Here is a 24980-nt window from a genome sequence, read left to right on the forward strand (position 1 = left end):
TAATTTTATAATTAATAGAACAAACATATAGCTTCAAATTTAAAAAAATTAATTAAACTCTTTATTAAGTTAATTCAATGATATTCACCAATAAGAATAGATACTTAACAGAAATCGATTTCAGCCTATTTTATGGTGATAAGAGCACTATTCTCCCTTTTACTTTTCACTTTCCTGTCGTTAAGCTATTAATGTTAAGTTTGCTCTATAGTGCTATCGCTTTGAACTAAAAGCACTATTTTTACAATTTAGTTTTGTAATTGGTCTTGCAATTCGGCTGTAACAACCCTATTGCTTTTTCCCTCTATATTTTTGGTTTATGCACAGATGAAAACTCGTAGAATGAACGGCATACGGCCGTTTAGTGCTGTAATTGATGCTTGTTGGAAAGAACCTTACTCTTTTACTCGTTTAATTAAAGATATTATTGCCGGTATTACTGTCGGTATTATCGCCATTCCGCTCGCTATGGCGCTAGCAATCGGGAGTGGGGTCCCACCACAATATGGGCTTTACACCGCCGCTATCGCCGGGATGGTCATCGCGATAACCGGCGGCTCACGTTATAGTGTTTCCGGCCCTACCGCCGCTTTCGTTGTCATTCTCTATCCGGTCTCTCAACAATTTGGTCTGAGTGGTTTGCTCATTGCAACATTAATGTCAGGCATTATTTTGCTGGTGATGGGATTAGCCCGCTTTGGTAAATTGATCGAATATATCCCACTACCCGTCACTCTCGGTTTTACTTCTGGAATCGCGATTACTATCGCAACCATGCAAGTAAAAGATTTTTTTGGTCTGCAATTGGAACATATGCCAGAGAATTATATCTATAAGGTTGCAACACTGTTTCAAGCGCTGCCAACGCTGTATTTGAGTGATACGCTGATTGGCCTAACAACGCTTGTCGTTCTGATTTATTGGCCCAAGCTTGGGCTGAAATTACCCGGGCATCTTCCCGCCCTCATTGCAGGAACTGCTGTAATGGGGATCATGAACTCATTCGGTCAACATGCTGCTACCATTGGTTCTGAATTCAGTTATATATTGAACGACGGTACTCAAGGGCAAGGCATTCCCCCTATTCTGCCGCAACTTGTTTTACCGTGGCATTTACCTGATATGGGTTCTCATCAGGTTGATATAAGTTGGGCAACAATTTCAGCCCTATTACCCGCCGCTTTTTCAATGGCAATGTTAGGCGCTATTGAGTCACTGCTTTGTGCCGTGGTTTTGGATGGTATGACCGGTAAGAAGCATCACTCAAATAGTGAATTAATTGGTCAAGGCTTGGGAAATATTGTCGTACCATTCTTCGGCGGTATTACGGCTACCGCCGCCATCGCCCGGTCAGCCGCCAACATCAGAGCCGGAGCAACATCACCGGTTTCAGCCATTGTTCACTCTCTGCTCGTGTTATTGACTTTACTGGCATTGGCCCCCATGCTCTCCGATCTTCCTCTGGCCGCCATGTCTGCCTTGTTGCTTATGGTCGCTTGGAATATGAGCGAAATACATAAAGTTATCGACCTAATGCGCCGCGCACCAAAGGATGACATTATTGTGTTGGTACTTTGCATGTCGCTCACCGTGCTGTTTGATATGGTTATCGCAATTACGATCGGTATCGTATTAGCTTCACTGCTGTTTATGCGTCGAATCGCCAATATGACTCGCATCAGTCAATTGCCACAAACCAATGTCGATAAAGCTCTGCTAGTTGTCCGTATCAATGGCCCACTATTCTTTGCCGCCGCTGAACGTATCTTTACAGAATTAAAGGAAAAAAGCGTCAGCTATCAAACAATTCTTATGCAGTGGGATGCCGTTCCTGTGCTGGATGCCGGTGGGCTGCACGCTTTTCAACGCTTTATTGATGAAGTGGGAAAAGATAAATATATCGCGGTTTGTGATATTCCATTTCAGCCGTTAAAAACATTGGCCAGAGCCAGGATACAATTGGTTGAAAATCACCTTAGCTTCCATGCGACATTGCCACGAGCAATGGAAGAATTGAATTTCAATGGCAAAATGGATAGCTGAAATTGCCAGATAAAAATTTGCTAGCTCTGTTTCCAATAACTCTTTTTTTAAATAATGGCGCTGTAAACCAGCGCCAAATCTCTTGATCATTTGATGTCATGACATCAGAAAGCTTCTTTATTTACTGGTATCCAGTTGAGGGAAGTTTTTCACCACATCATCAATCGCTTTCATCTGGCTCAAGAATGGCTCAAGTTTTGCCAACGGCAATGCTGATGGACCATCACACATCGCATTCGCCGGATCAGGGTGAGCTTCAAGGAACAGGCCAGCAATACCGACAGCCATTCCCGCACGCGCTAGTTCAGCAACCTGAGCACGACGACCACCAGACGCGGCACCGAATGGATCGCGGCATTGGAGTGAATGAGTAACATCAAAAATTACCGGATGCCCCCCCGTTGCCTGAGCCATGACATTGAAGCCCAACATATCCACCACCAAATTGTCATAACCAAAGTTGCTGCCACGGTCACACAAGATCACCTGATCGTTGCCGCCTTCTTTGAATTTTTCCACAATATTTCCCATCTGACCTGGGCTGATAAACTGAGGTTTTTTAACGTTTATCACCGCGCCGGTACGCGCCATCGCCTCAACCAAGTCAGTCTGACGCGCCAGAAATGCCGGCAGTTGGATAACATCAACCACTTCCGCCACCGGTTGTGCCTGTGTTGGCTCATGCACGTCAGTGATGATTTTCACACCGAAAGTTTGTTTCAGTTCCTGAAAAATCTTCATTCCCTCTTCCAGACCTGGGCCGCGGTAAGAGTGAATTGATGATCGATTTGCTTTATCAAAGGAGGCTTTGAAAACATAAGGAATGCCCAATTTTTGTGTCACTGTGACATAGTGCTCACAAATACTCATGGCCAAATCCCGTGACTCAAGGACATTCATACCACCAAAGAGAACAAACGGTAGATCATTCGCGACCTTGATATCACCAATATGAACCACTTTCTGTTGCATACTTATACCTTCCGTTAGGGACCAATAAATTAATGAGATAAATCAGTGCAGTGTACTATTCAGTGCAAAGCAATATTTCAATACAAAACAATATTGCAACGCAAAACGATATTTCAATGTAAAACAATATTTCAATGTAAAACAATGCATTGCTGCTTAATGGCGTATATTTGCATTCTGACCATTTCTGCCACCGGGTCCTCCGGGCAGTGCTCCACAAAATAATTTAAATCAGAAACCGCAATATGGTTACAATCAAGTTCCGCATAAATCAGCCCCCTATCACGTATTTCATAGGGGTTATCGGGATCAAATATCAGCACAGCTTCACTCGTCCTCAGCGCCAATTCCATCTGCCCTTCGTCCATCAATGCGACTTTTATCGTATCCAGCATTTTACGTACAATGCTGGCGTTATCGGCTCCCTGCAAATCATCTGCCGCTAATTTCGCTGTCTGGCTAATATTACCTTTAAGCCATACATCAAGCACACGTTCGCTTAGCGCTTCTCCATTGATTGGATTAATGAACTTCACTGTGTTATCTGGATAATCAACACGCAAAATCAACTGCGTCGGAAAAATAACCGGCATAAACGGCAGTTCTAAAGCCTGAGCAATATGAATAAGAATTGCCCCTAAAACAACAGAGGAACCTTGGCGGGTTTGCAGTACTTTATCCAGCCATAATGTATCTGACAGGCAATAAACACCCCTGGCACCACCGAATTTCCAGGTTTGATAAAAAAGCCTCAGTAATTTTTCCAGCCGTTCTTCTATATTCAACTGCGGAGATATTTCACGTCTGGCTTCATCAATCAATACCTGGAGCTGCATCTCCACTGAATGCTGAGGAAAATCAGAACGGAGGGTTCTGGAGATTAACAGGATACCGCTACTTAACGATGCGTTATTAAATTCATAATCAGCTATGGCTTTCATCACTTTTCCACTGACCCAGTGTTATTCGCTCATTACCGCCATAATCCTGAAAAGTAGCTATCTGCCGATAACCACTCTCAGAGAACAGGCTTCTTACAACATTTCCCTGTTTCCAACCATGCTCCAATAACAACCATCCACCAGGCAACAAAAAATGGCGAGATAGATCAATAATGGTATTCAGATCAGCAATTCCCTGTTGTGCCGCAATTAATGCACTATCCGGCTCAAACCGAACATCGCCCTGAGATAGATGTGGATCGATTTCATCTATGTAAGGCGGATTACTGACAATCATACCAAACTGTTGATTATTCAACGAAGAGAACCAATCGCTTAACAAAAAATCCACATTTTGTATTTTGAGTTTTTCAGCATTGCCCTGCGCCAGTATGACCGCATCAGGATTGATATCAACCCCGGTAACTCGGCAATCAGGGCGCTCACTGGCGATTGCCAGTGCAATTGCGCCGGTTCCCGTTCCCAAATCCAGAATGCGGCAAGGAGTCAGCGATAGCCGTTCAAGCGCCTTTTCTACCAAACATTCAGTGTCAGGACGTGGGATTAACGTGGCAGGAGAGACATTTAATGGCAATGACCAGAATTCACGCTCACCGGTGATGTAGGCAATAGGTTCACCTTTCACCCGGCGAGCGAGTAACGCCTCAAGCTGGTTGAACTGTTCCGCAGCTAACTGCGTTTCACCAAATGCCAATAGGTAAGTCCGGGGACGGTGAGTGACAAACCCCAACAAAATTTCCGCATCTCGTTTAGGACTGTCACTTGCCGATAACTGTATTGTGGCTTGTTTGAGCCAAGATTGATAATCCATCAATCCTGCTCTGACAAAGCCGATAATAGATCAGCCTGATATTCATTCACGATCGGCTGAACAAGCATATCCAATTTGCCTTCCATCACTTCATCAAGGCGGTATAACGTCAAGTTAATACGGTGATCCGTCACCCGCCCTTGCGGGAAATTGTAAGTACGGTTGCGATCCGAACGGTCACCGGAACCCAGCAAGTTACGACGCTCAGAAGCTTCCGCTTCCTGACGTTTACGAACCTCAGCAGCGCGAATACGTGCCGCCAATACAGACATCGCTTTCGCTTTGTTTTTGTGCTGTGAACGTTCATCCTGACATTCAACGACAATGCCAGTTGGAATATGAGTGATACGGATGGCTGAATCCGTGGTGTTTACGTGCTGACCACCCGCCCCAGACGAACGGAACGTATCAATACGCAGATCACTTGGACTTATCTCCGGCAACTCGGCTTCCGGGATCTCGGGCAAAACCGCAACGGTACAAGCAGACGTGTGAATACGCCCTTGCGATTCGGTTTCCGGTACACGTTGAACACGATGACCACCCGATTCAAATTTTAAATGACCATAAACCTGCTCACCGGAAACTTTAGCAATAATTTCCTTATAGCCACCATGTTCACCATCGTTAGCACTGATGACCTCAACTTTCCAACGACGGGATTCAGCATAACGGCTGTACATACGAAACAGATCCCCGGCGAAAATAGCCGCTTCATCACCACCGGTTCCGGCACGCACTTCAAGAAAACAGTTACGCTCATCATCAGGATCTTTCGGCAACAACAATAATTGTAGTTGTTGTTCTAACTCTTCATTACGGACTTTGGCGTCCCTGATCTCTTCCTGTGCCATTTCCCGCATTTCAGGGTCATCAAGCATTATTTCGGCTGCTTTAAGATCATCCTGAACCGCACGCCAGGCTTTAAAACAGCTCGTCACATCAGTCAGTTGAGCATATTCCCGTGACAAAGCACGAAAACGTTCCTGATCAGCAATCACATCGGCATCACCGAGATGAGCCAAAACTTCCTCGTGACGTTCTTGCAATGCTTCCAATTTAGCAACAATAGAAGGCTTCATTCTTGGTTTCAGACCCTATTCCGAGATATGGTTAATTATGTTCCAGCCCCAGGCTGTCACGTAATAAATTAAGGCGTTCCAGATCACCATTGCTGGCTGCTTGCTGGAGTGATTTGGTAGGAGCATGTATCAGACGGTTCACCAATTGATGAGTCAATTGATTAACGGCCTGTTCTACGTCAGCTCCCTGATTGATAGCAGTCAGTGCCTTAGCTGTCATTTCAGCTCGCACTCGTTCTGCCTGATTACGATACTCACGGATTGAATTTACTGCGCCCTGCGAACGCAGCCAGTCCATAAAATAACGGCTTTCCTGCTGAACAATACATTCAGCCTGAACCGCCGCCGCTTTGCGCTGCGCAAGATTCTGCTGAATAATTGCCTGTAAATCATCAACACTGTAGAGATAGACGTTATCCAGTCTCTCTACATCAGGCTCTATATCACGGGGAACCGCAATGTCAACGAGCAACATCGGTTGGTTACGACGTAACTTTAATGCACGTTCAACCATCCCTTTACCAATAATCGGCAAAGGACTGGCCGTCGAGCTGATAACAATATCAGCTTCTGCTAAACGTGTATCAATTTCAGGCAAAGTGATCACTTCCGCCTGAACTTCATCAGCCAACACCTGTGCCTTCTCTTTCGTCCTGTTAGCAATCATCATATGGTGCACGCGGTGCTCTTTCAAATGACGAGCAGCCAGTTCAATCGTTTCTCCGGCACCTACCAGCAAAATATTTAGTTCAGAAAGTGATTCAAAAATCTGCCGCGCCAAGGTACAAGCGGCAAATGCAACGGAAACCGCATTCGAACCAATCTCTGTTTCCGTTCTGATACGCTTGGCAACAGAAAATGATTTCTGAAACAGTCGCTCCAGTTCACTCGATAAAGAGTGACTGTGCTGCGACTCGGCAAATGCTTTCTTCACTTGCCCAAGAATCTGAGGTTCTCCAAGTACCAACGAATCCAGCCCACTCGCCACTCTCATCAAGTGACTGACCGCTTCATTACCACAATGCCAGTAAATACTGGATTTTAGATCTCTGGGATTTAGCTGATGGTATCCACACAACCAGTCAATTAACTGCTCATACAGATTATCTTGCTGTTCTACGCTGAGATAAAGCTCCGTACGATTACACGTTGACAGTACAACCCCCCCTTTCACCAGGGGATGCTGGAGGAGGTTATCAAGCGCTTCCCCAATCGTGCCCGGAGAAAAAGTGACCCGTTCACGCAAGGATACAGGAGCCGTTTTATGGTTAATACCAAGTGCTAACAAAGTCATATCAACTTCATTGGGTTATCAACAGGGAGACAGTTCATCGTAAAAAACATTCCATATTGATGAAATCATCACCCTTAATAAGGACTCTTATAAACTGTGCATTCTACTTGATACCTCAGATCAATAAAAGACAATCAGCAGTGTCTGATATCATTATTCAGAACATTTTTTTGAAATTTAACTGGATTAATAGTTCATTCTTCATTATTAAGTGACGTAAAAGTTTTCACGTTATTAAACCGAGATTGCCGATGAAACCAACACAAAAATTATCACTATTCCGTCTATTGCCACTCTCTTGTGTATTGTTGACCGCCTGTACATTAACGCAACCTGGCGGAACAGGTTCGGCAGATTCTCCCCAATGGCGAACACGTACTCAACAGTTACAGCAATTAAATCAATATCAAACACGTGGCTCTTTTGCCTATCTGTCTAATGAGAAAAAAGTTTATGCCCGCTTCTTCTGGCAACAATATCATCCTGAACGCTACCGTTTATTACTGACTAACCCGCTAGGCAGCACTGAATTAGAGCTGCTCGTTCAGCCTGGCATGACACAATTAACCGATAGCCAGGGCAAAAAATATTTTAGCGATAACCCCGAAGAGATAATTTATCGGCTCACCAATATGGATATTCCACTAGATAATCTGCGGCATTGGATAACGGGTCTCCCCGGTGATGCCAAAAACTTTAAACTGGATGCGAACTATCTATTGAAAACCGTCAATTACCAGCAAAATGGCGCGACATGGCAGGTGAATTATCAATCCTACGATACCTCAACAATCCCCACTCTTCCCAATCGCCTGGAACTGATTCAAGGGGATCGTCGCATCAAATTGAAAATGGATAACTGGACCACAAAATAATGACATTAACTTGGCCTTCGCCGGCAAAACTTAACCTATTCCTCTATATCACCGGTCGTCGCGCTGATGGTTATCACCAGTTGCAAACGCTATTTCAATTTCTCGATTATGGTGATGAAATTACCATTACCCTCCGTCAGGATAATGAAATCCGTTTATTGACGCCGGTAGAGGGGGTGGAACACGATAACAACCTGATCGTTCGCGCCGCACGTCTATTACAATCCTACAGCGATAAACACCATACCGGGATTACTCACAAAGGCGCTGATATCCAGATTAACAAACGCCTGCCAATGGGCGGTGGATTAGGCGGAGGTTCATCCAATGCCGCTACCGTGCTCATTGCTCTGAATTATCACTGGCAAACCGGTTTCACAGACGAAACATTGGCAACCCTTGGCGTGAGTCTTGGCGCTGATGTGCCAGTCTTTATCAAAGGACACGCCGCGTTTGCAGAAGGTATTGGTGAAATTCTGCACATGGCAGAACCGGCAGAAAAGTGGTATCTGGTTGCACACCCCGGTATTGAAATCTCAACTCTGCGCGTCTTCACAGATCCAGAATTAAAACGTGATACGCCAATTCGCCCTCTGACCGCATTATTAAAGGCTCCGTACACAAATGATTGTGAATCTCTTGTAAGAAAACGTTTTCGTAAGGTTGAACAGCTTCTTTCATGGCTGCTAGAATACGCGCCGTCACGCCTGACCGGAACCGGTGCCTGTGTATTCGGTGAGTTTGAATCAGAAGCATCGGCCCGTAAGGTGTTAAATCAAGCCCCTGAGTGGTTGCAGGGTTTTGTTGCGCGTGGCGTTAACAATTCACCTTTGCACAGTTTTCGCTCTGGGATACCCGTGTTATTGAACCAATGAATAAATATTTGTTATTTGCATTGGTCAACAATATCTCTCTGGACGCAAGCCTGAGGTCTTTCTCGTGCCCGATATGAAGCTTTTTGCTGGTAACGCTATTCCTGAACTAGCACAACGTGTTGCCAACCGCCTGTACACCAACCTTGGAGACGCGGCTGTCGGCCGTTTCAGCGACGGTGAAGTCAGCGTGCAAGTTAATGAAAATGTGCGTGGTGGTGATATTTTCATCATCCAGTCCACTTGTGCACCGACTAACGACAATTTAATGGAATTAGTCGTTATGGTTGATGCACTGCGTCGTGCTTCCGCAGGACGTATTACCGCAGTAATCCCTTATTTCGGTTATGCTCGTCAGGACCGTCGAGTCCGTTCAGCCCGTGTGCCAATTACCGCCAAAGTTGTTGCGGATTTCCTGTCCAGCGTTGGTGTAGACCGCGTACTGACCGTTGACCTGCATGCTGAGCAAATCCAAGGGTTTTTCGATGTTCCGGTTGATAACGTATTTGGCAGCCCAATTCTGCTGGAAGATATGTTACAGAAAGAGTTGGAAAACCCGATCGTTGTTTCCCCGGATATTGGCGGGGTTGTCCGCGCTCGTGCTATCGCCAAGCTGCTGAATGATACCGATATGGCTATCATCGATAAACGTCGGCCACGCGCTAACGTTTCTCAAGTGATGCATATTATCGGTGATGTCGCTGGCCGCGACTGCGTGCTAGTTGATGACATGATTGATACCGGCGGCACCTTATGCAAAGCGGCGGAAGCATTGAAAGAACGCGGAGCAAAACGGGTATTTGCCTATGCTACTCACCCGATTTTCTCCGGTAATGCTGTAGACAACATTAAAAACTCGGTGATTGATGAAGTGGTTGTCTGTGACACCATCCCATTGTCTGCTGAGATCAAGGCGCTCAATAAAGTTCGGACTCTCACGTTGTCCGGTATGTTAGCTGAAGCGATCCGGCGTATCAGTAATGAAGAATCAATTTCTGCAATGTTTGAGCACTAATATAAGTTGTACTCATAATATTGCTATTTAAGAAAAAACCCGTTGTACAAGAGATTCAACGGGTTTTTTGCTTATCTGGAATATACTTTTCCATTAGCACAAACTATGACTAATTCTATTCTTGTTATGGATACCGATGATCACCACGACGATAACGCTCATCATAGTTTCTTAACCACCAATAACGATCTGCCACACCTTCCCGGCCTCCCACACCGGCACCAGCCAACCAAACAAGCGCGCCAATAAAAACCCCCAATAGCGCGGCTTCAGATAAAAACTCAGGCCAGCCAAAACCGAAGATGTGAGGCAGTAATGTATAAGCCAGGCTACTCACTATGGTGAACATACCGACACCCATTAATACATTACCGACTATGAAAGCACTTTGACGTTTCATATATTACCTCCAACACTCTTCGTGAATACACACTCTCCGTGAACACTAAGAACCGAAAATTCAAAAGTTAACGTTAATTGACTCTATACCCGTCATCTTTCAAGTTGTCTCTTTGTTGGCTGCACTCACTCCGGTCACATAGTTTGCTATGCTCCCGGGGATTCGCTCCCTTGCCGTCGCGATGCATCTTGAAATCCATAAGGTATATATAATTATAAAGTCTATTTATAGTATAGCCCTATTTCATAAAAGGTCATTGCGGGCGCGATCACAACTAAAGGAGATTTAATAACAACACCCTAATCATTGTAAGAAATAACATGAAGAAATAATGAGTTAGTAGCCTGAACTTCACTTAAAGAAAAGTTCAGGTTTTTAACTAAATATTGATATATAACAATGATAGTTGTGAAATTCCACCCAAGTTATATATTTTTAATCAATGATTCCTACCGGGATAATAAAAATCATCTTATTTTCACACTGCATGATAACGGCTAAAAACAGGGATCTGCCTAATTTTTTAATGAGTCATCATCAATCAGCATCCCGAAATATCCAATGCCTAATATAACCCTGGGGTTAATTCTATCCAAGTTTGAGAATATACCCGTCCATCAATACAACTTATATCTACCGATGCGGATTCATTCATGGGAGGTACATGATTATGAGGCGAATACCCTCGTGTATAAGAAGAAGAAACTCTAAAGCTAAAATATCCATCTTTATCGGTAGTCATATGTTTGTCTTGATTACTCAATGACAGATAAAATCCCATAGATACTGATATAGTTACATTAGGTTCACCTACGCCATTCTTATATAAATATCCAGCTATAATACCGCTTGAAAATGAAGACAGAACAGCCGGAGATTTTCCAATCTTTAACTGATATGGATTATACGTGAAACACATAGCTATAGCCTTTGCAACATCTCCCGCTTGTGCCATTAGCATCACTTCACCAGCACTATTAGATTGTATTGACACCGTTATTTTACCATCTTTATCTGTCATACCCGACGACGGAACTACTGTTGCCCCACTATCTGCATAGAAGGTTATTTCTTGGTTTTTCATTCCGTTACCAAACCGATCATGCGCCGTTACAACTACCTTATTCTCATCGGTACTATTAGTCCATGCATTATTTTTTTCTAAATCAAGATTAAGCGCTGCCACCACTTGAGGAGCAACAGTAAACTCGACCTGGAGAGGAGGGGCTGCTATTTGAGTATCATCTTCCAAGCAAGCATATACATTCCCTCGACATGGAGTTAAATCAGTAGAGATTATTTCAACTGATACCTTACCCAGTACTCCTGTACCTTTGATAATTTTGCGATCATTATTCTCTTTAAATACCATAGATTGATTATCTAACGTGAAAATTATATTCGCCCCTTGCAATAAATAACCATCCTGGATTGCGCTTACACCGATATCTATCGGTTTATCCGCAGTTTCCGTTTTTTCACTTGATAGCCAATTTAATGTTTTAGCCTCTTTTGGTGCTTGTTCGTCATTCATTTCTTTCTCCTAATTTATCACTATCATGTATATTTATATATGTCATCATCGATTTGAAGTTAAAAAACAAAATAATTTCAACTTGATAACATTATGCTAATTAACAATATTCCTTACGCTAAATAGAAGGAAAGTGTTTAAAATTAATAGAAAATTGAATCGACTTATCACTATCGGGTAAACTTATTATTACATTATTTTTTTCTGCTTTGGTATTAGTTATATGGAAAGTTGTACAACCATCCTGACTAATTGCAACCTGCAACTCTCTTTCATTATCACCATAACCTGAAATTATCGCGGAGCCATCAGTACGAACAAGTAATCTTTTGCCGGAATAGGCAGTACGGTCCACAATAACATAACCACTACAAACACTCACGCCATCAGCAGGTACCTCAGAGGTAAATGCATAAGCCTTGATAATATTCCCTCCATCTCTCCACTCACTAAATACTGCCTGACCTACACCCGGTGTTATAGAACCATCCTCCGCCGAAACAGTACAACGAAAACTACCCGCTACCTCAGATTGCAAATGAAAATAAGCCAGCCCGAAACTATTAGGAGCAAACTGATATTTTGCACCACCCCCTTCAACAATACTTCCTGATTCAACACTGGCCGATAATCTCTTTCCTGGCGGCCCATAAACCACAGCTAAATTTTTCGGGTTTATTCTGGGATATTCATTAGATACCATCGGCGCACCTTCACTAATTGATATCATGGCAGATGACATATCCATTAATGACAAGATCACTGAACCTGGAGCAGAAATAGTATTACCAACCTCATAATACCCTGTTCCCACGCCCTCTTGCCCCAAACAAAGCACGTTTTCCGCCGGCACCACTAAAGAAACATAACCCTGCTTAACATCCTCATCACTGACTATTATTGGTTGTGCATCCCAGGCTGCCCTCGCAATCGGCTCATAGTCAAAATTATGCCCTTGCCAGTGGAATATGACGCTATCGCCTTTCTGCATCTGCTTATAACTAATATGCACATTTAACCCATAATGTTGTTTAAGAGATGAATAGTGAATAACGCCAGATGTTGAATCTGGGTAAATTGATGGTAATAATTTTATCGATGGAGAATTAATAACTTTAATAACAGCCGGTTTAGAGAAATTTTCATTCTCGAAATCATCGGCTGATGTATAAGTCACATCATAGCAACCATCCGGTATTTCAGAGAACGGAATAGTTACAGTAAAAAAATCAAGATTAATATTCTGAATATAATAGGGCCGAGAAAATATTCCCCCAACATTTACCACGATCATATCCCCGATTCTTAGCCACTCATGATAAGGTACTTTGATAATTAAATCTTGGTTCTGTTGAACAGGAACATCAATCAGGCCATCGTGATCTGCTTGCGGCAACTCTGGAGACGATAAAGAAATAGGTGTATTGTCGTTATTGGTAATCATATTTCACCTCTCATTGGAATCGGTCTGAACGATAAAACAAAATTGACTCTATCGCCTGAATCTGAATCAGGCGCTGTTAGCCAAACATTAACTTTACCTACTGTGCTGCTCGTCACATTCACTGTCGCACTACCATCCTCCTTTAATGGAATATCTGCCCAGTTCTTATTATAACCATCGATGAGTGCATTATTATTAACTCTTACACGGATTTGATTAATATCATCATTATTTTTACGATCAATAAAAAGATATATCGAGCAAGGCGTCTTCCCATCCGCCGGAGCGCCTGTAGTATAATTATAGGCGGTAAATACTATAGCTTCATCAGACTGACGATAATTACCAAAAGTAAGCGGAAAAGACATTACTTTATTGATATCCTCTTGCGGGGCAATCACCACAAAAGCCGAAAATTCTTCGCTATTTTCAATATTTTTATGTTCAAACGGAGAACGAACATAAAAATGTCCTTTTCCAGTCTCATCTAGCGTCAATATGATCTGATCTAGATTAATGTTATCGTCTACAATGAAAGCACCGATAGATGTCGTAGCATAGAATTTATGCCCAGGCAGACCATATATAGTCACAATATTTTGAGGGTTAAGATTAGGATAATTGGTTAAATCACTTTTTGCCGCATTTTCTGTGATAATCACACTTGATATGCCGTTATTCATATTGTCACCATTAACTCCATGATTTATTAATTGAAAATAAAATGATAACGCTTAATAAAATATTAAAGCTCAATCGGTTAAATTTACTGTCCGGGAAGAACCGTATCAATATGTCCAAACCAAATCTTAGAGTCCTTTGTACTTTCACTGCACTCCATGCCTACACTATAAGTGATATAAACCCAGCCTGGCGCACCATCACGATATGAATTTACATTAGTAAAAGGTGCCTGACCAAGTGGAATAATAATTTCTCCAGCTTCCAGTGCGTCGGCAGTTACCGTATGAGGTTCAACAGAATAAATCTTTGAAAATGGATTATCATTTACAATACCATTAATGTAAATACGTACATTAATGACATTATTTACCTCTATCCCATTCTTTTCCCCCACAGCAATATGAGCATCCAGCCCCCCTCCTAAAATACTTGCAAGATTCATCTTACTTGACTGTCTAAATTCTATCTGGTCTTTATGACTGAAAATTCTAGGTACCGCCAATATGCGCCTAATCTCTGGTGGTACATTTAGTATTGACCTCGTTAAATTAAAATAGCGGGCAGATGATACAGCGACGTTTCCATTTGCATCAGCCACATAATAATACAACTCATTACTACCAGTATTTGGAATACTGGTATATGGAACTGAAATAAATGGTATATCTAACTGATTCAGATCAGTAATGACAGCAGACTCACCTTGCGTTTCGTCATAACCTTCTCTGATCATTAAGAAAACTCTATCTCTCGGTCTAACACCTTCATAAAATGGGATAATCACATGAAAACCTGTACTACTATTTCCTACTGATGGCATTAACTTATTACCATTCAGTTCTGCAATATCTGGCGCTGGAAGCGTTGGCTCAATATCTTTGGTAATCATCAAAATGCTTGATGAAGCGCTTTTTAAAAGATATGACAGTTTTGTCAACATATTCACTGAATAATTACCCTCAGATTTCTTAGGAAAAACTCTTAAAGCAACAAAACCACGACTATCCGTATTAATATAATATTGATAATTATCTTTTTCACTAATAAACGGCAATATTTCTTCCGTAATTCCTTCTCCATCATACCCAAAAATACGTACTGCCCTATCAGTTACCAGAGGAATTTGGAAATAAGGAAGCGGATCATTTGTTTTATTCAACGCATAGATATTAATAAGCAGATTGCCACTAAATACAGAAGGTTCTTCATCATCCTCTGCCGGAGAAAAATCTTTTACCCATGAATCGCCCATAATTATAGGGGTAAACCCTGCGTGTGAAAAATCATTTTTACTAATAGAATGAAGCTTAATCTCTAATTTAGCATCGGGATCAGTAGCTTTATCCATTGAAAATATTATGGTTAAATCTCTATCACCAGAGTAAACAGTAAAAACAAATTTCGCAGTAAAGATATTTTTTTCGACATCTCTTGAAATACGGGGAATTCCATCAAAATAGCCATAATCGTACATGATGTCAGTCGTTTCCGTTACTTTATGGATATCATCACCTGAATAAGTCACAGTGATAACAACTGGGCAATTTTCTAAAATCGTTATTCCTGAAACGATATCTGCTGTAAGTGTCGACACATTAAACCTCATATTAAAGTTAAACATCAATAAGTAAAAAGCGCCAATAATGCGTTTACACCACGATGCTTACCATCTATTACCCCCTTGCTACTTCTCACATAAATAAATTATTTACTTTAGCCGTTACTGTAATAACAATAAATCCCCACTCAAAGCATAAGCCTTATATTCAAGTATACCCCATATAGTCACAATATATCTGGGGTTAAGATGACGGTAATTGTTAAATCATTTTTCACCATGTTTGCCATTATTCATACTGTCACCATTAACTCCATGATTCATCGATTGAAAATAATCCACAATAAAAAATCGCTAGTTTACAAATAAGAAACATGTCCGGGAAAATGGAAAACGCTTACGCATTTTCCATAAACAGGTAAAAGCTCAATCAGTTAAATTTATTGTCCGGGGGGAACCGTATCAATGCGTCCAAACCAAATCTTGGAGTTCTTTATACTTACACTGTAAGTGACATAAACCAATCCTGGTCCATCATCATACGAGTCCACACCGGTAAAAGGTGCCTGACCAAGCAGAATAATAGCCTCTCCTGCCGCCACTTCGTCGGCAGTTACCGTATGAGGTTCAAGAGAATAAATTTTTGAAGATGGACTATGATTGACAATACCATTAACGTAAATATGTACATTGATAATACTATCCACATCTATTCCATTTTTTTTACCCACAGCAATACGCGCATCCAGCCCTCCCCCTAAAATTTTTACAAGATTGATCTTATCTCGCTGTTTAAGTTCGCTCTGATCTTTATGAGTAAAAATTCTAGCTGCCGCTAATGTACGCCTAATCTGTGGTGGTTGATTCGGTACTGACTTCGTTAAATAAAAATAGAGGGAAGATGATATAGCTACGTTTCCCATTGTATCAGCCACATAATAGTATAATTCATTATCGCCAATATTTGGAATGCTGGCATATGGAGCTGAAATAAATGGTATATCCAACTGATTCAGATCAGTAATGACAGTAGATGTACTTTGTATTTCATCATTATCTTCCCTGATCATTAAGAAGATTCTATCTTTCGGTTTAGCATCTTCATAAAATGGGATACTCACATGGAAACCCGTGCTACTATTTCCCACTGATGGTATTAATCTATCGCCATCCAACTCTTTAATATCTGGCATCACAAGGGTTGGAGCAATATCTTCTGTAATAAACAGAATATTTGACGAAGATTTCCTTGAAAAACCCTGCAACTCTGTAAACATATTGACTGTATAGTTACCCCCCTCTCCCTTACTAGGGAAAACTCTTAAGGCAGCAAAACCTTTACTATTCGTATTAATATAGTATTTACTATTATTGAGTTCTTGAATAAAAGGAAATATTTCTTCCGTAAGTTGCCCTCCCTCATAACCAAAAATACGTACCATCCTATCAGTTACCAAGGGAATTTGAAAATAAGGCAACGGATCATCTGTTTTATTCAGCGCATAGATATTAACAACGAGGCTGCCGTTAAACTCAGAAGGTTGCTCATCATCCTCTACCGGAGATAAGTCTTTTACCAACGAATCGCCAATAATCATAGGTTCAAACGCTGCATGTGAAAAACCATTTTTATCAATAGGATGAAATGCTATCTCTAATTTAGCATCGGGGTCCGTAGTCTTATCCATTGAAAATATTATGGTGAAATCATTGGCGCCAGAATGAGCAGTAGCAATAAATTTTGCAGTGCAGATATTATTCTTGGCATCCCTTGAAATACGAGGAGTTTCATCAAAACTGACATCTTTCTGGTCACTGTACACTATATCAGTCGTTTCTGTTACTTTATGAGTCTCATCACCTGAATAAGTCACAGTAATGACAACCGGGCACTCTTCTAAAACCGTTATTCCTGAAACGATATCTGCTGTAAGTATCGACATATTAAACCTCATATTAAAGTTAAACATCAATAAGTAACAAACGTCTAATCTTCTTACCAAAATAATGCGTTTACACCACGATGCTTACTGTCTATTACCTCCTTCCTGTTTGTTACAAAAATAAATTATTTACTTCATCCGTTATTTTTTGGTCAAGATTAGGATAACTGTCAAATCACTTCTCACCATGTTTGCCATTATTCATACTGTCATCATTAGTGCCATGATTCCTTGGTTGAAAATAAAATGACAACACTCAATTAAATATTGTAGCTCGGTAATGAAGAAATCGCCAATTCACAAAATAAGCAACATGTCCGGGAAAATGGAAAATGCTTATGCATTTTCCATAAACAGGTAAAAGCTCAATCAGTTAAATTTATTATCCTACTGGAACAGTATTAATGTGCCCACTCCAAATCTCAGACTCCTTCGTGTCTACACTATAAGTAATATAAACTGAGCCTGGTGTACCATCACAATACGAACCTACCTTAGTAAAAGGTGCCTGGCCAAGCTGAATAATAGCTTCTCCAGCAGCCACTTCATCGGCAGTTACCGTATGAGGATCAAGAGAATAAAGTCGTGAGGACGGGTTATCATTTACAATACCATTAACGTAAATACGTACATTAATAACACTATCCACATCTATTCCATTGTTTTGACCCACAGCAATATGGGCATTCAACCCTCCTCCTAAAATATTTTCAAGATTGATCCTACCTGACTGTTCAAATTCTAACTGCTGTTTATGAGCAAAGATTCTGGGTACTGCTAATGTCCGCTTAACTTCTGGTGGTTCATTCGGTACTGACCCTGTTAAATTAAAATAGAGAGCAGAAGACATAGCTACATTTCCCACTACATCAGCCACATAATAACATAATTCATTGTCGCCAATATTTGGAACGCTGGCATATGGAACTAAAATAAATGGATTATTCAACTGATACAGATCAGTAATGACAGTAGACGCACCTAGCGTTTCGTCATTATCTTCTCTAATTACTAAAAAAATCCTATCTCTCGGTTTAGCACCTTTATAAAATGGGATACTCACATGAAACCCCGTGCTACTATTTCCTACTGATGGCGTTAATCTATTTCCATCCAGCTCTTCAATGTCTGGCGCAGAAAGCGCTGGAGCAGTGTCTTCTATAATGAAAAGAATATTTGATGAAGCGTTCTTTAAAAAACCCGGCAATTCTATGAACATATCAACGGTATAATTACCAATCTTCTCCTTACGAGGGAAAACCCTTAAAGCAACAAAACCTTTATCATCCGTATTAATATAGTATTTATTATTATTGATTTCTTTAATAAAAGGCAATATTTCTTCCGTAATGTTTTCTCCATCATACCCAAAAATACGTACTAAATTATCAATTACCAGAGGGATTTGAAAATAGGGTAACGGCTCATTTGTTTTACTCAACGCATAGATATTAATAAGCAGGCTGCCATTCAATTCAGAAGGTCGTTCATCATCAGCTACCGGAGATAAGTCTTTTATCAACGAATCGCCAATAATGATAGGTTCAAACGCTGCATGTGAAAAATCATTTTTATCAATAGAATGAAATGCAATCTCCAATTCAGCATCGGGGTCCGTAGCCTTATCCATTGAAAATGTTATGATGAAATCACCAGCGTCAGAACCAGCAGTAACAACAAATTTTGCAGTACAGGTATTATTCTCGACATCTCTTGAAATACGAGGGGTCTTATCAAAACGGGTATTTTCTGGGTGACTGTACATTATGTCAGTCGTTTCCGTTACTTTATGTGTATCATCACCTGAATAAGTCACAGTAATGACAACCGGGCACGCTTCTAAAACCGTTATTCCTGAAACGATATCTGTTGTAAGTATTGACATATTAAACCTCATATTAAAGTTAAACGCCTATACCCGTTATCTTTCAAGTTGCTTCTTTGTTGGCTGCTCTCGCTCACCCCGGTCACATAGTTTGCTATGCTCCCGGGGATTCACTCCCTTGCCGCCACGATGCATCCTGAAATCCATAGGGTATATAAGTAACAAACACTTAATTTTCTGTCAAAATAATGCGTTTATACAACGATACTTACTATTTATTATCCTATTACCTCCTTCCTGTTTGTCACACAAATAAGTATTCATTTTAGCTATTAATGTAATAGCAATAAACCCACTACTCATAACATAAGCTTTATATCCAAGTATATACTATATAGTCAAAATATATCTGGGGCTAAAACTACGATAATTGTTAAATCACTTTTCGCCATATTGACCATTATTCATACTGCCACCATTAACTCCGTGATTCATTGGTTGAAAGTAAAATGACAACGCTTAATAAAATATTATAGCTTGGTAATGAAGAATCGCCAGTTCATCAATAAGAAATATGTTCAGAAAAGTGGAAAATGCGTGAGCATTTTCCAACAAACAGATAAAAGCTCAATCAGTTAAATTTATTACCTAGGTGGAACAGTATCAATATGTCCAAACCAAATCTTAGATTCGTTTTTGCCTACGCTATAAGTGATATAAACCAAGCCTGGCGTGCCATCACTATATGAGTCTACATTAGCAAAAGGGGCCTGACCAAGCGGAATAATAGTCTCTCCTGCCGCCGCTTCGTCGGCAGTTACCGTATGAGGATCAATAGAATAAATTTTCGAAAATGGATTATCATTTACAATACCATTGACGTAAATACGTATATTGATAACACTATTTACCTCTATTTCACTATTTTTACCCACAGCAATATGGGCATCCAACCCTCCACCTAAAATATACTTAAAACTAATCTTACCTGGCCAACTAAATTCCTTCTGTCGTTTATGATTAAAGATTCTAGGTCTTGCTAATATACGCTTAATCTCTGGTGGTATATTTGGTGTTGATCTCGTTAAATTAAAATAGAGGGCAGATGACATAGTTATGTTTCCTATTACATCAGCTACGTAATAGTATAACCCATTATTGCCAATATTTGGAATACTGGCATATGGAACTAAAATAGATGGTATATCCAACTGACTCAGATCAGTAATGACAGCGGACGCACTTGGCGTTTCATTATTATCTTCTCTGATCATTAAGAAAATTCTATCTCTCGGTTTAACACCTTCATAGAACGGGATACTCACATGAAAACCTGTATTGCTATATCCTGTTGATGGCGTTAATCTATCACCGTCCAACTCTTCTATATCTGGCATCACAAGCGTTGGAGCAATGTCTTCTGTAATAAACAGAATATTTGATGAAGATTTCCTTGAAAAACCCTGCAATTCGGTGAACATATTAACTGCATAGTTCCCCTCCTCCTGACTGGGAAAAATCTTTAAGGCAACAAAACCTTTATCATCTGTATTAATATAGTATTTATTATTATTGAGCTCTTGAATAAAAGGAAATATTTCTTTCGTAAGTTTCTTTCCATCATACCCAAAAATACGCACCAACTGATCAGTTACCAGAGGAATTTGAAAATAGGGTAATGGATCATTTGTTCTACTCAGCGCATATAGATTAACAAAGAGGCTACCATTTGATTCAGAAGGTTTCTCATTATCCGCTGCCGGAGATAAATCTTTTATCAACGCATCGCCAATAATGATAGGTTCAAATGCTGCATATGAAAAACCGTTTTTATCAATAGAATGAAATGCAATTTCCAATTTAGCATCGGGGTCCGTAGCCCTATCCATTGAAAATGTTATGGTGAAATCACCAGCACCGGAATTAGCAGTAACAACAAATTTCGCAGTACAGGTATTTTTTTCAACATCTCTTGAAATACGAGGGATCTCATCGAAACTGGTATTTTCCGGGTTATCGTACACTATGTCAGTCGAATCCGTTACTTTATGAGTATCATCGCCTGAATAAGTCACAGTGATAACAACTGGACACTCCTCTAAAACCGTTATTCCTGAAATTATATCTGCTGTAAGTGTCGACATATTAAACCTCATATTAAAGTTAAACACCAACAAGTAACAACCACCTAATTTCTATCAAAATAATGTTCTTCTACAATGATGCTGACTATCTATTATATCCTCCCTACTTCTCACATAAATAAACTATTTACTTTAGCCATTACTGTAATAGCAATGTATTCTTTATCCAAAAGGTATCATAAAGTGGGATACAGTGCTTTCTCCACATATTCCTTGATTAATGTATGAGGATCAATAGTAATAAATACTTAATCCAACTCCTCTCACACAATACCATCAGCGTAAACACTTACATTAATAATATCATCTATATTGATTTCAGTTAACAATTAAATAATTGATTTTGCCTCGCTATCCAAGTTTTAAATGACCTTTGTGAGTAAAAATTCTAGCTACAGCTAATGCACGAGAAACCTCTGTGATCGCTCATTAGGGACTGAATCGCTTAAAATAACGAGAAGGTAGGGCTATGTTTTCACTATAAGTCACAGTAATGGCAACTGGGCACTCTTCTAAAATCGTCATTCCTGAAATTATATCTGCTGTAAGTGTTAACATATTAAACCTAATATTAGAATTAAACATCAATAAGCAATAAACACCTAATTTTCTATCAAAATAATGCGCTTCAACAATAATGCTTACTACCTATTATTTCCTCCCTACTCCTCACAGAAAACCACATAAGCATTTGAAGTTGAATCTCTCTTATTCAACAAATGAGCCTGAATTCTTGTATTATCTTTTTGTAGCCCCCCCATTCCTATTCCGTTATTACTAAATCCCTTAGTTGGATCACCTAATATACCCTTTTGAATAAGATTTAAATCCAAATCCTTAACCAAATAATCAATTGAACGACCAAGAGCACTCTCCTTTATTCTATTTCCTCTTGTACAACGAGGTAAAGGTAGACTCTCGTCAATACGACTATTCAGGTCAGGGTAACCAATCCCCGGCCCTATCGGGTCAGGATCAAAAATTATAAAATGGTTAATTTTCACATCAGGAATAACATATTTTAAATACCGACCAGATCCTGGATGTGTAAACGTCGCAGTTAATGTAGCCGTTCCTGCTTTTTTAACTTGAAAATACTCTTCATTCACATCAATTACGTTCCTATTACTTGAGTCATATACTCCAAAATAATCATCAGATATTTTTACTTTTCCAGGTAAATACTCGGGTTTAAACTGCATTTTTGTCCAGGCAAAATTCATTCTTTCTTTTGGAACCGAAGGCCCGATCGGTTTTCCATCTGTAGAGTCATAATCCATTATAAAGAAGCCAGTAACATCCTGCTCATTAGCCTTAATTTCTACCGTTTTACTCTTAGAACCAACAGATGAATCATTCACTTTGGTCGTTACCATAACAGCAACAAATCCGCCGCTTTTGCTATATACCCGATATTGCGCTTTCCCATCAGCATCTGTTTTACCATCACCCACTACCTGAGTAACTAGGTTTTTATCAGTGATGGTAACTCCCTTACTATTTGTTACACTCCAGGCCACCGCAACACCGCTTTTCGCCTGCCCGGAAAAATCTTTTACTGTGGCAGTGAAGGTATAAGTATGCCCCTCGCCTTCTCCTTCTGTTACGTGATCTGGGCTAACAGTAAGAGAAGCAAGCTCATCAGGGCTGATAAAACTGACTTTTTTATCCGCATTCATTGGCGTCTGCTGAGTAGCTGTTTTTGCCGACACTTGTACATCAATCGCTACCACCGTACTGGTTAACGTCGCCGTCACCTGCCCCTGCGCGTTACTCACCGAATTGCTCTGTTTCGTCAAGGTTAACCCCTCAACCGTTGGCTCTGTCTGCCAGTCAATATCGATTGATTTATCCACCACCGGCTTGCCATATGCATCTTCCACTGTCGCCGTGAAGGTGTAAGTATCAGTGCCTCCGTTGTAGAGTGGACCCTCTTTGTCCACCGTTACATGGGTAACATGATAGCTAGTGCTCAGATCCTCAAAGCTCACCGGACTATCGGCCTTGACCCACGACGGGTTCGCCGCCGCCTTCGCCGATACCTGCACATTCTTCACCGCCGCCGTGCTGATTAAGGTCGCCGTCACCTGTCCCTGCGCGTTACTCACCGAATTGTTCTGTTTCGTCAGTTTTAACCCGTCAACCGTTGGCTCTGTCTGCCAGTCAATGTCGACCGGTTGACCCACCACCAGATTGCCGTGCCCATCCTTCACCGTCGCCGTGAAGGTATAACTGTCACTGCCGTTGTTGTAGTGCGCCTTGTCTTTCTCCGCATCCACCATCACGCTGGCGACATAATAGCTGGCGCTGTACTCCGTAAAACTGACTTTCTCGTTCGCATTCTCCGCCGTCTGCTGGGCAGCCGTTTTCGCCGATACCTGCACATCAGATACCACCACCGTGCTGGTTAAGGTCGCCGTCACCTGTCCCTGCGCGTTACTCACCGAGTTATTCTGTTTCGTCAGCTTTAACCCGGCTGGCGTTTGGTCAGTCTGCCAGTCAATGCCGACCGGTTGACCCACCACCAGATTGCCGTGCCCATCCTTCACCGTCGCCGTGAAGGTATAACTGTCACTGCCGTTGTTGTAGTGCGCCTTGTCTTTATCCGCATCCACCGTCACGCTGGCGACATAATAGCTGGCGCTGTACTCCGTAAAACTGACTTTTCTATTCGCGTTCTCCGCCGTCTTCTGGGTAGCCGTTTTCGCCGATACCTGCACATCAGATACCACCACCGTGCTGGTTAAGGTCGCGGTCACCTGTCCCTGCGCGTTACTCACCGAATCGCTCTGTTTCGTCAAGATTAACCCGTCAACCGTTGGCTCTGTCTGCCAGTCAATGTCGACCGGTTGACCCACCACCAGATTGCCGTGCCCGTCCTTCACCGTCGCCGTGAAGGTATAACTGTCAGTGCCGTTGTTGTAGTGCTCTTTGTCTTTATCCATTTCCACCGTCACGCCGGTAACCCGATAACTGAGGCTCAGCTCCTCAAAGCTCACCTTTCGATCAGCATTGACCCACGACGGGTTTGCCGCCGCCTTCGCCGATACCTGCACATCCTCCACCGCCGCTGTGCTGGTTAAGGTCGCCGTCACCTGTCCCTGCGCGTTACTCACCGAGTTGCTCTGTTTCGTCAAGGTCAACCCGTCAACCGTTGGCTCTGTCTGCCAGTCAATGTCGATTGGCTTATCCGCTACCGGCTTGCCATGCGCATCCACTACCGTCGCCGTGAAGGTATAACTGTCACTACCGTTGTTATAGCGCTTCTCGTCTTTATCCACTTCCACCGTCACGCCGGTGACTTGATAGCTGAGGCTCAGCTCCTCAAAGCTCACCTTTCGATCAGCCTCGACCCACGACGGGTTCGCCGCCGCCTTCGCCGATACCTGCACATCCTTCACCGCCGCCGTACTGGTTAAGGTCGCCGTCACCTGTCCCTGCGCGTTACTCACCGAATTGCTCTGTTTCGTCAGTTTTAACCCGTCAACCGTTGGCTCTGTCTGCCAGTCAATGTCGATCGGT

18 protein-coding genes are annotated in these 24980 nt (G+C 41.5%); 4 read left to right on the forward strand and 14 right to left on the reverse strand.

The genetic code is table 11. The features are described from left to right. Window positions 1-327: 327 nt before the first annotated feature. The gene (gene dauA, locus EAE91_RS20010) at window positions 328-2043 is read left to right on the forward strand and encodes a C4-dicarboxylic acid transporter DauA (RefSeq protein ID WP_214090020.1); all 1716 of its coding nucleotides are present in this window, start codon (window positions 328-330) and stop codon (window positions 2041-2043) included. Between the two features lie 117 nt (window positions 2044-2160). Here the strand turns inward: dauA and kdsA are convergent, their stop codons facing one another. The 5 genes from kdsA to hemA form a co-directional block, all read right to left on the reverse strand. After that, the gene (gene kdsA / locus EAE91_RS20015; protein WP_214090021.1) at window positions 2161-3015 is read right to left on the reverse strand and encodes a 3-deoxy-8-phosphooctulonate synthase; all 855 of its coding nucleotides are present in this window, start codon (window positions 3013-3015) and stop codon (window positions 2161-2163) included. 131 nt (window positions 3016-3146) lie between these two features. Beyond that, window positions 3147-3956 (reverse strand): invasion regulator SirB1, encoded by an 810-nt coding sequence (sirB1, locus tag EAE91_RS20020; protein ID WP_214090022.1) that lies wholly within the window; start codon window positions 3954-3956, stop codon window positions 3147-3149. Further along, window positions 3940-4788 carry a peptide chain release factor N(5)-glutamine methyltransferase gene (gene prmC / locus EAE91_RS20025; protein ID WP_214090023.1) on the reverse strand — a complete coding sequence of 283 codons (849 nt, stop codon included), beginning with the start codon at window positions 4786-4788 and terminating at the stop codon, window positions 3940-3942. Before prmC ends, sirB1 begins: the two co-directional genes overlap by 17 nt. Continuing rightward, complete coding sequence (prfA, locus tag EAE91_RS20030) at window positions 4788-5870, reverse strand: peptide chain release factor 1 (protein ID WP_214090024.1); 1083 nt, start codon at window positions 5868-5870, stop codon at window positions 4788-4790. Before prfA ends, prmC begins: the two co-directional genes overlap by 1 nt. 31 nt (window positions 5871-5901) lie before the next feature. Then, on the reverse strand, window positions 5902-7164 hold the full coding sequence (hemA, locus tag EAE91_RS20035; protein ID WP_214090025.1) for a glutamyl-tRNA reductase: 1263 nt from the start codon (window positions 7162-7164) through the stop codon (window positions 5902-5904). Window positions 7165-7415: 251 nt separating this feature from the next. On the opposite strand from hemA, the gene lolB reads away from it, so the two are divergent. From lolB to prs, 3 genes are all read left to right on the forward strand, one after another. After that, window positions 7416-8039 (forward strand): lipoprotein insertase outer membrane protein LolB, encoded by a 624-nt coding sequence (lolB, locus tag EAE91_RS20040; protein ID WP_214090026.1) that lies wholly within the window; start codon window positions 7416-7418, stop codon window positions 8037-8039. Next, the gene (gene ispE / locus EAE91_RS20045; protein ID WP_214090027.1) at window positions 8039-8914 is read left to right on the forward strand and encodes a 4-(cytidine 5'-diphospho)-2-C-methyl-D-erythritol kinase; all 876 of its coding nucleotides are present in this window, start codon (window positions 8039-8041) and stop codon (window positions 8912-8914) included. The genes lolB and ispE overlap by 1 nt, the downstream gene beginning before the upstream one ends. Before the next feature lie 64 nt (window positions 8915-8978). After that, on the forward strand, window positions 8979-9926 hold the full coding sequence (gene prs, locus EAE91_RS20050; protein ID WP_011146321.1) for a ribose-phosphate diphosphokinase: 948 nt from the start codon (window positions 8979-8981) through the stop codon (window positions 9924-9926). 124 nt (window positions 9927-10050) lie between these two features. Here the strand turns inward: prs and ychH are convergent, their stop codons facing one another. From ychH to EAE91_RS20095, 9 genes are all read right to left on the reverse strand, one after another. Next, a complete protein-coding gene (gene ychH, locus EAE91_RS20055) occupies window positions 10051-10326 on the reverse strand; it encodes a stress-induced protein YchH (protein ID WP_036778679.1) in 276 nt (91 codons plus the stop codon). Window positions 10327-10891: 565 nt separating this feature from the next. Next, entirely contained in the window at window positions 10892-11860 is a 969-nt protein-coding gene (locus EAE91_RS20060) for an Ig-like domain-containing protein (protein WP_214090028.1), read from the reverse strand. 118 nt (window positions 11861-11978) lie between these two features. After that, on the reverse strand, window positions 11979-13304 hold the full coding sequence (locus tag EAE91_RS20065; protein WP_214090029.1) for a hypothetical protein: 1326 nt from the start codon (window positions 13302-13304) through the stop codon (window positions 11979-11981). Further along, the gene (locus EAE91_RS20070) at window positions 13301-13987 is read right to left on the reverse strand and encodes a hypothetical protein (RefSeq protein ID WP_214090030.1); all 687 of its coding nucleotides are present in this window, start codon (window positions 13985-13987) and stop codon (window positions 13301-13303) included. The genes EAE91_RS20065 and EAE91_RS20070 overlap by 4 nt, the downstream gene beginning before the upstream one ends. A gap of 83 nt (window positions 13988-14070) precedes the next feature. Further along, window positions 14071-15609, reverse strand: coding sequence for a hypothetical protein (locus EAE91_RS20075; RefSeq protein ID WP_214090035.1), 1539 nt, complete (start codon window positions 15607-15609; stop codon window positions 14071-14073). A 377-nt stretch (window positions 15610-15986) separates the two neighbouring features. After that, the gene (locus EAE91_RS20080) at window positions 15987-17489 is read right to left on the reverse strand and encodes a hypothetical protein (RefSeq protein WP_244868957.1); all 1503 of its coding nucleotides are present in this window, start codon (window positions 17487-17489) and stop codon (window positions 15987-15989) included. 382 nt (window positions 17490-17871) lie between these two features. Beyond that, a complete protein-coding gene (locus EAE91_RS20085) occupies window positions 17872-19374 on the reverse strand; it encodes a hypothetical protein (RefSeq protein ID WP_214090032.1) in 1503 nt (500 codons plus the stop codon). Between the two features lie 584 nt (window positions 19375-19958). Further along, window positions 19959-21458, reverse strand: coding sequence for a hypothetical protein (locus tag EAE91_RS20090; protein ID WP_214090033.1), 1500 nt, complete (start codon window positions 21456-21458; stop codon window positions 19959-19961). Window positions 21459-22120: 662 nt separating this feature from the next. Continuing rightward, window positions 22121-24980 (reverse strand): Ig-like domain-containing protein (locus EAE91_RS20095; RefSeq protein WP_214090034.1); only part of this gene is annotated, 2860 nt, incomplete at its 5' end.

The organism is Photorhabdus noenieputensis, from assembly GCF_018448935.1.
Classification (GTDB): Bacteria; Pseudomonadota; Gammaproteobacteria; order Enterobacterales; family Enterobacteriaceae; genus Photorhabdus; species Photorhabdus noenieputensis.

Coding starts and splice junctions, on each gene's coding strand:
- dauA (WP_214090020.1), top strand. CDS start 328: ATGAAAACTCGTAGAATGAACGGCATACGGCCGTTTAGTGCTGTAATT.
- EAE91_RS20070 (WP_214090030.1), bottom strand. CDS start 13,987: ATGAATAACGGCATATCAAGTGTGATTATCACAGAAAATGCGGCAAAA.
- EAE91_RS20090 (WP_214090033.1), bottom strand. CDS start 21,458: ATGTCGACACTTACAGCAGATATAATTTCAGGAATAACGGTTTTAGAG.
- EAE91_RS20085 (WP_214090032.1), bottom strand. CDS start 19,374: ATGTCAATACTTACAACAGATATCGTTTCAGGAATAACGGTTTTAGAA.
- hemA (WP_214090025.1), bottom strand. CDS start 7,164: ATGACTTTGTTAGCACTTGGTATTAACCATAAAACGGCTCCTGTATCC.
- ispE (WP_214090027.1), top strand. CDS start 8,039: ATGACATTAACTTGGCCTTCGCCGGCAAAACTTAACCTATTCCTCTAT.
- EAE91_RS20060 (WP_214090028.1), bottom strand. CDS start 11,860: ATGAATGACGAACAAGCACCAAAAGAGGCTAAAACATTAAATTGGCTA.
- prmC (WP_214090023.1), bottom strand. CDS start 4,788: ATGGATTATCAATCTTGGCTCAAACAAGCCACAATACAGTTATCGGCA.
- EAE91_RS20080 (WP_244868957.1), bottom strand. CDS start 17,489: ATGTCGATACTTACAGCAGATATCGTTTCAGGAATAACGGTTTTAGAA.
- ychH (WP_036778679.1), bottom strand. CDS start 10,326: ATGAAACGTCAAAGTGCTTTCATAGTCGGTAATGTATTAATGGGTGTC.
- prfA (WP_214090024.1), bottom strand. CDS start 5,870: ATGAAGCCTTCTATTGTTGCTAAATTGGAAGCATTGCAAGAACGTCAC.
- lolB (WP_214090026.1), top strand. CDS start 7,416: ATGAAACCAACACAAAAATTATCACTATTCCGTCTATTGCCACTCTCT.
- EAE91_RS20065 (WP_214090029.1), bottom strand. CDS start 13,304: ATGATTACCAATAACGACAATACACCTATTTCTTTATCGTCTCCAGAG.
- kdsA (WP_214090021.1), bottom strand. CDS start 3,015: ATGCAACAGAAAGTGGTTCATATTGGTGATATCAAGGTCGCGAATGAT.
- EAE91_RS20075 (WP_214090035.1), bottom strand. CDS start 15,609: ATGTTTAACTTTAATATGAGGTTTAATGTGTCGACACTTACAGCAGAT.
- sirB1 (WP_214090022.1), bottom strand. CDS start 3,956: ATGAAAGCCATAGCTGATTATGAATTTAATAACGCATCGTTAAGTAGC.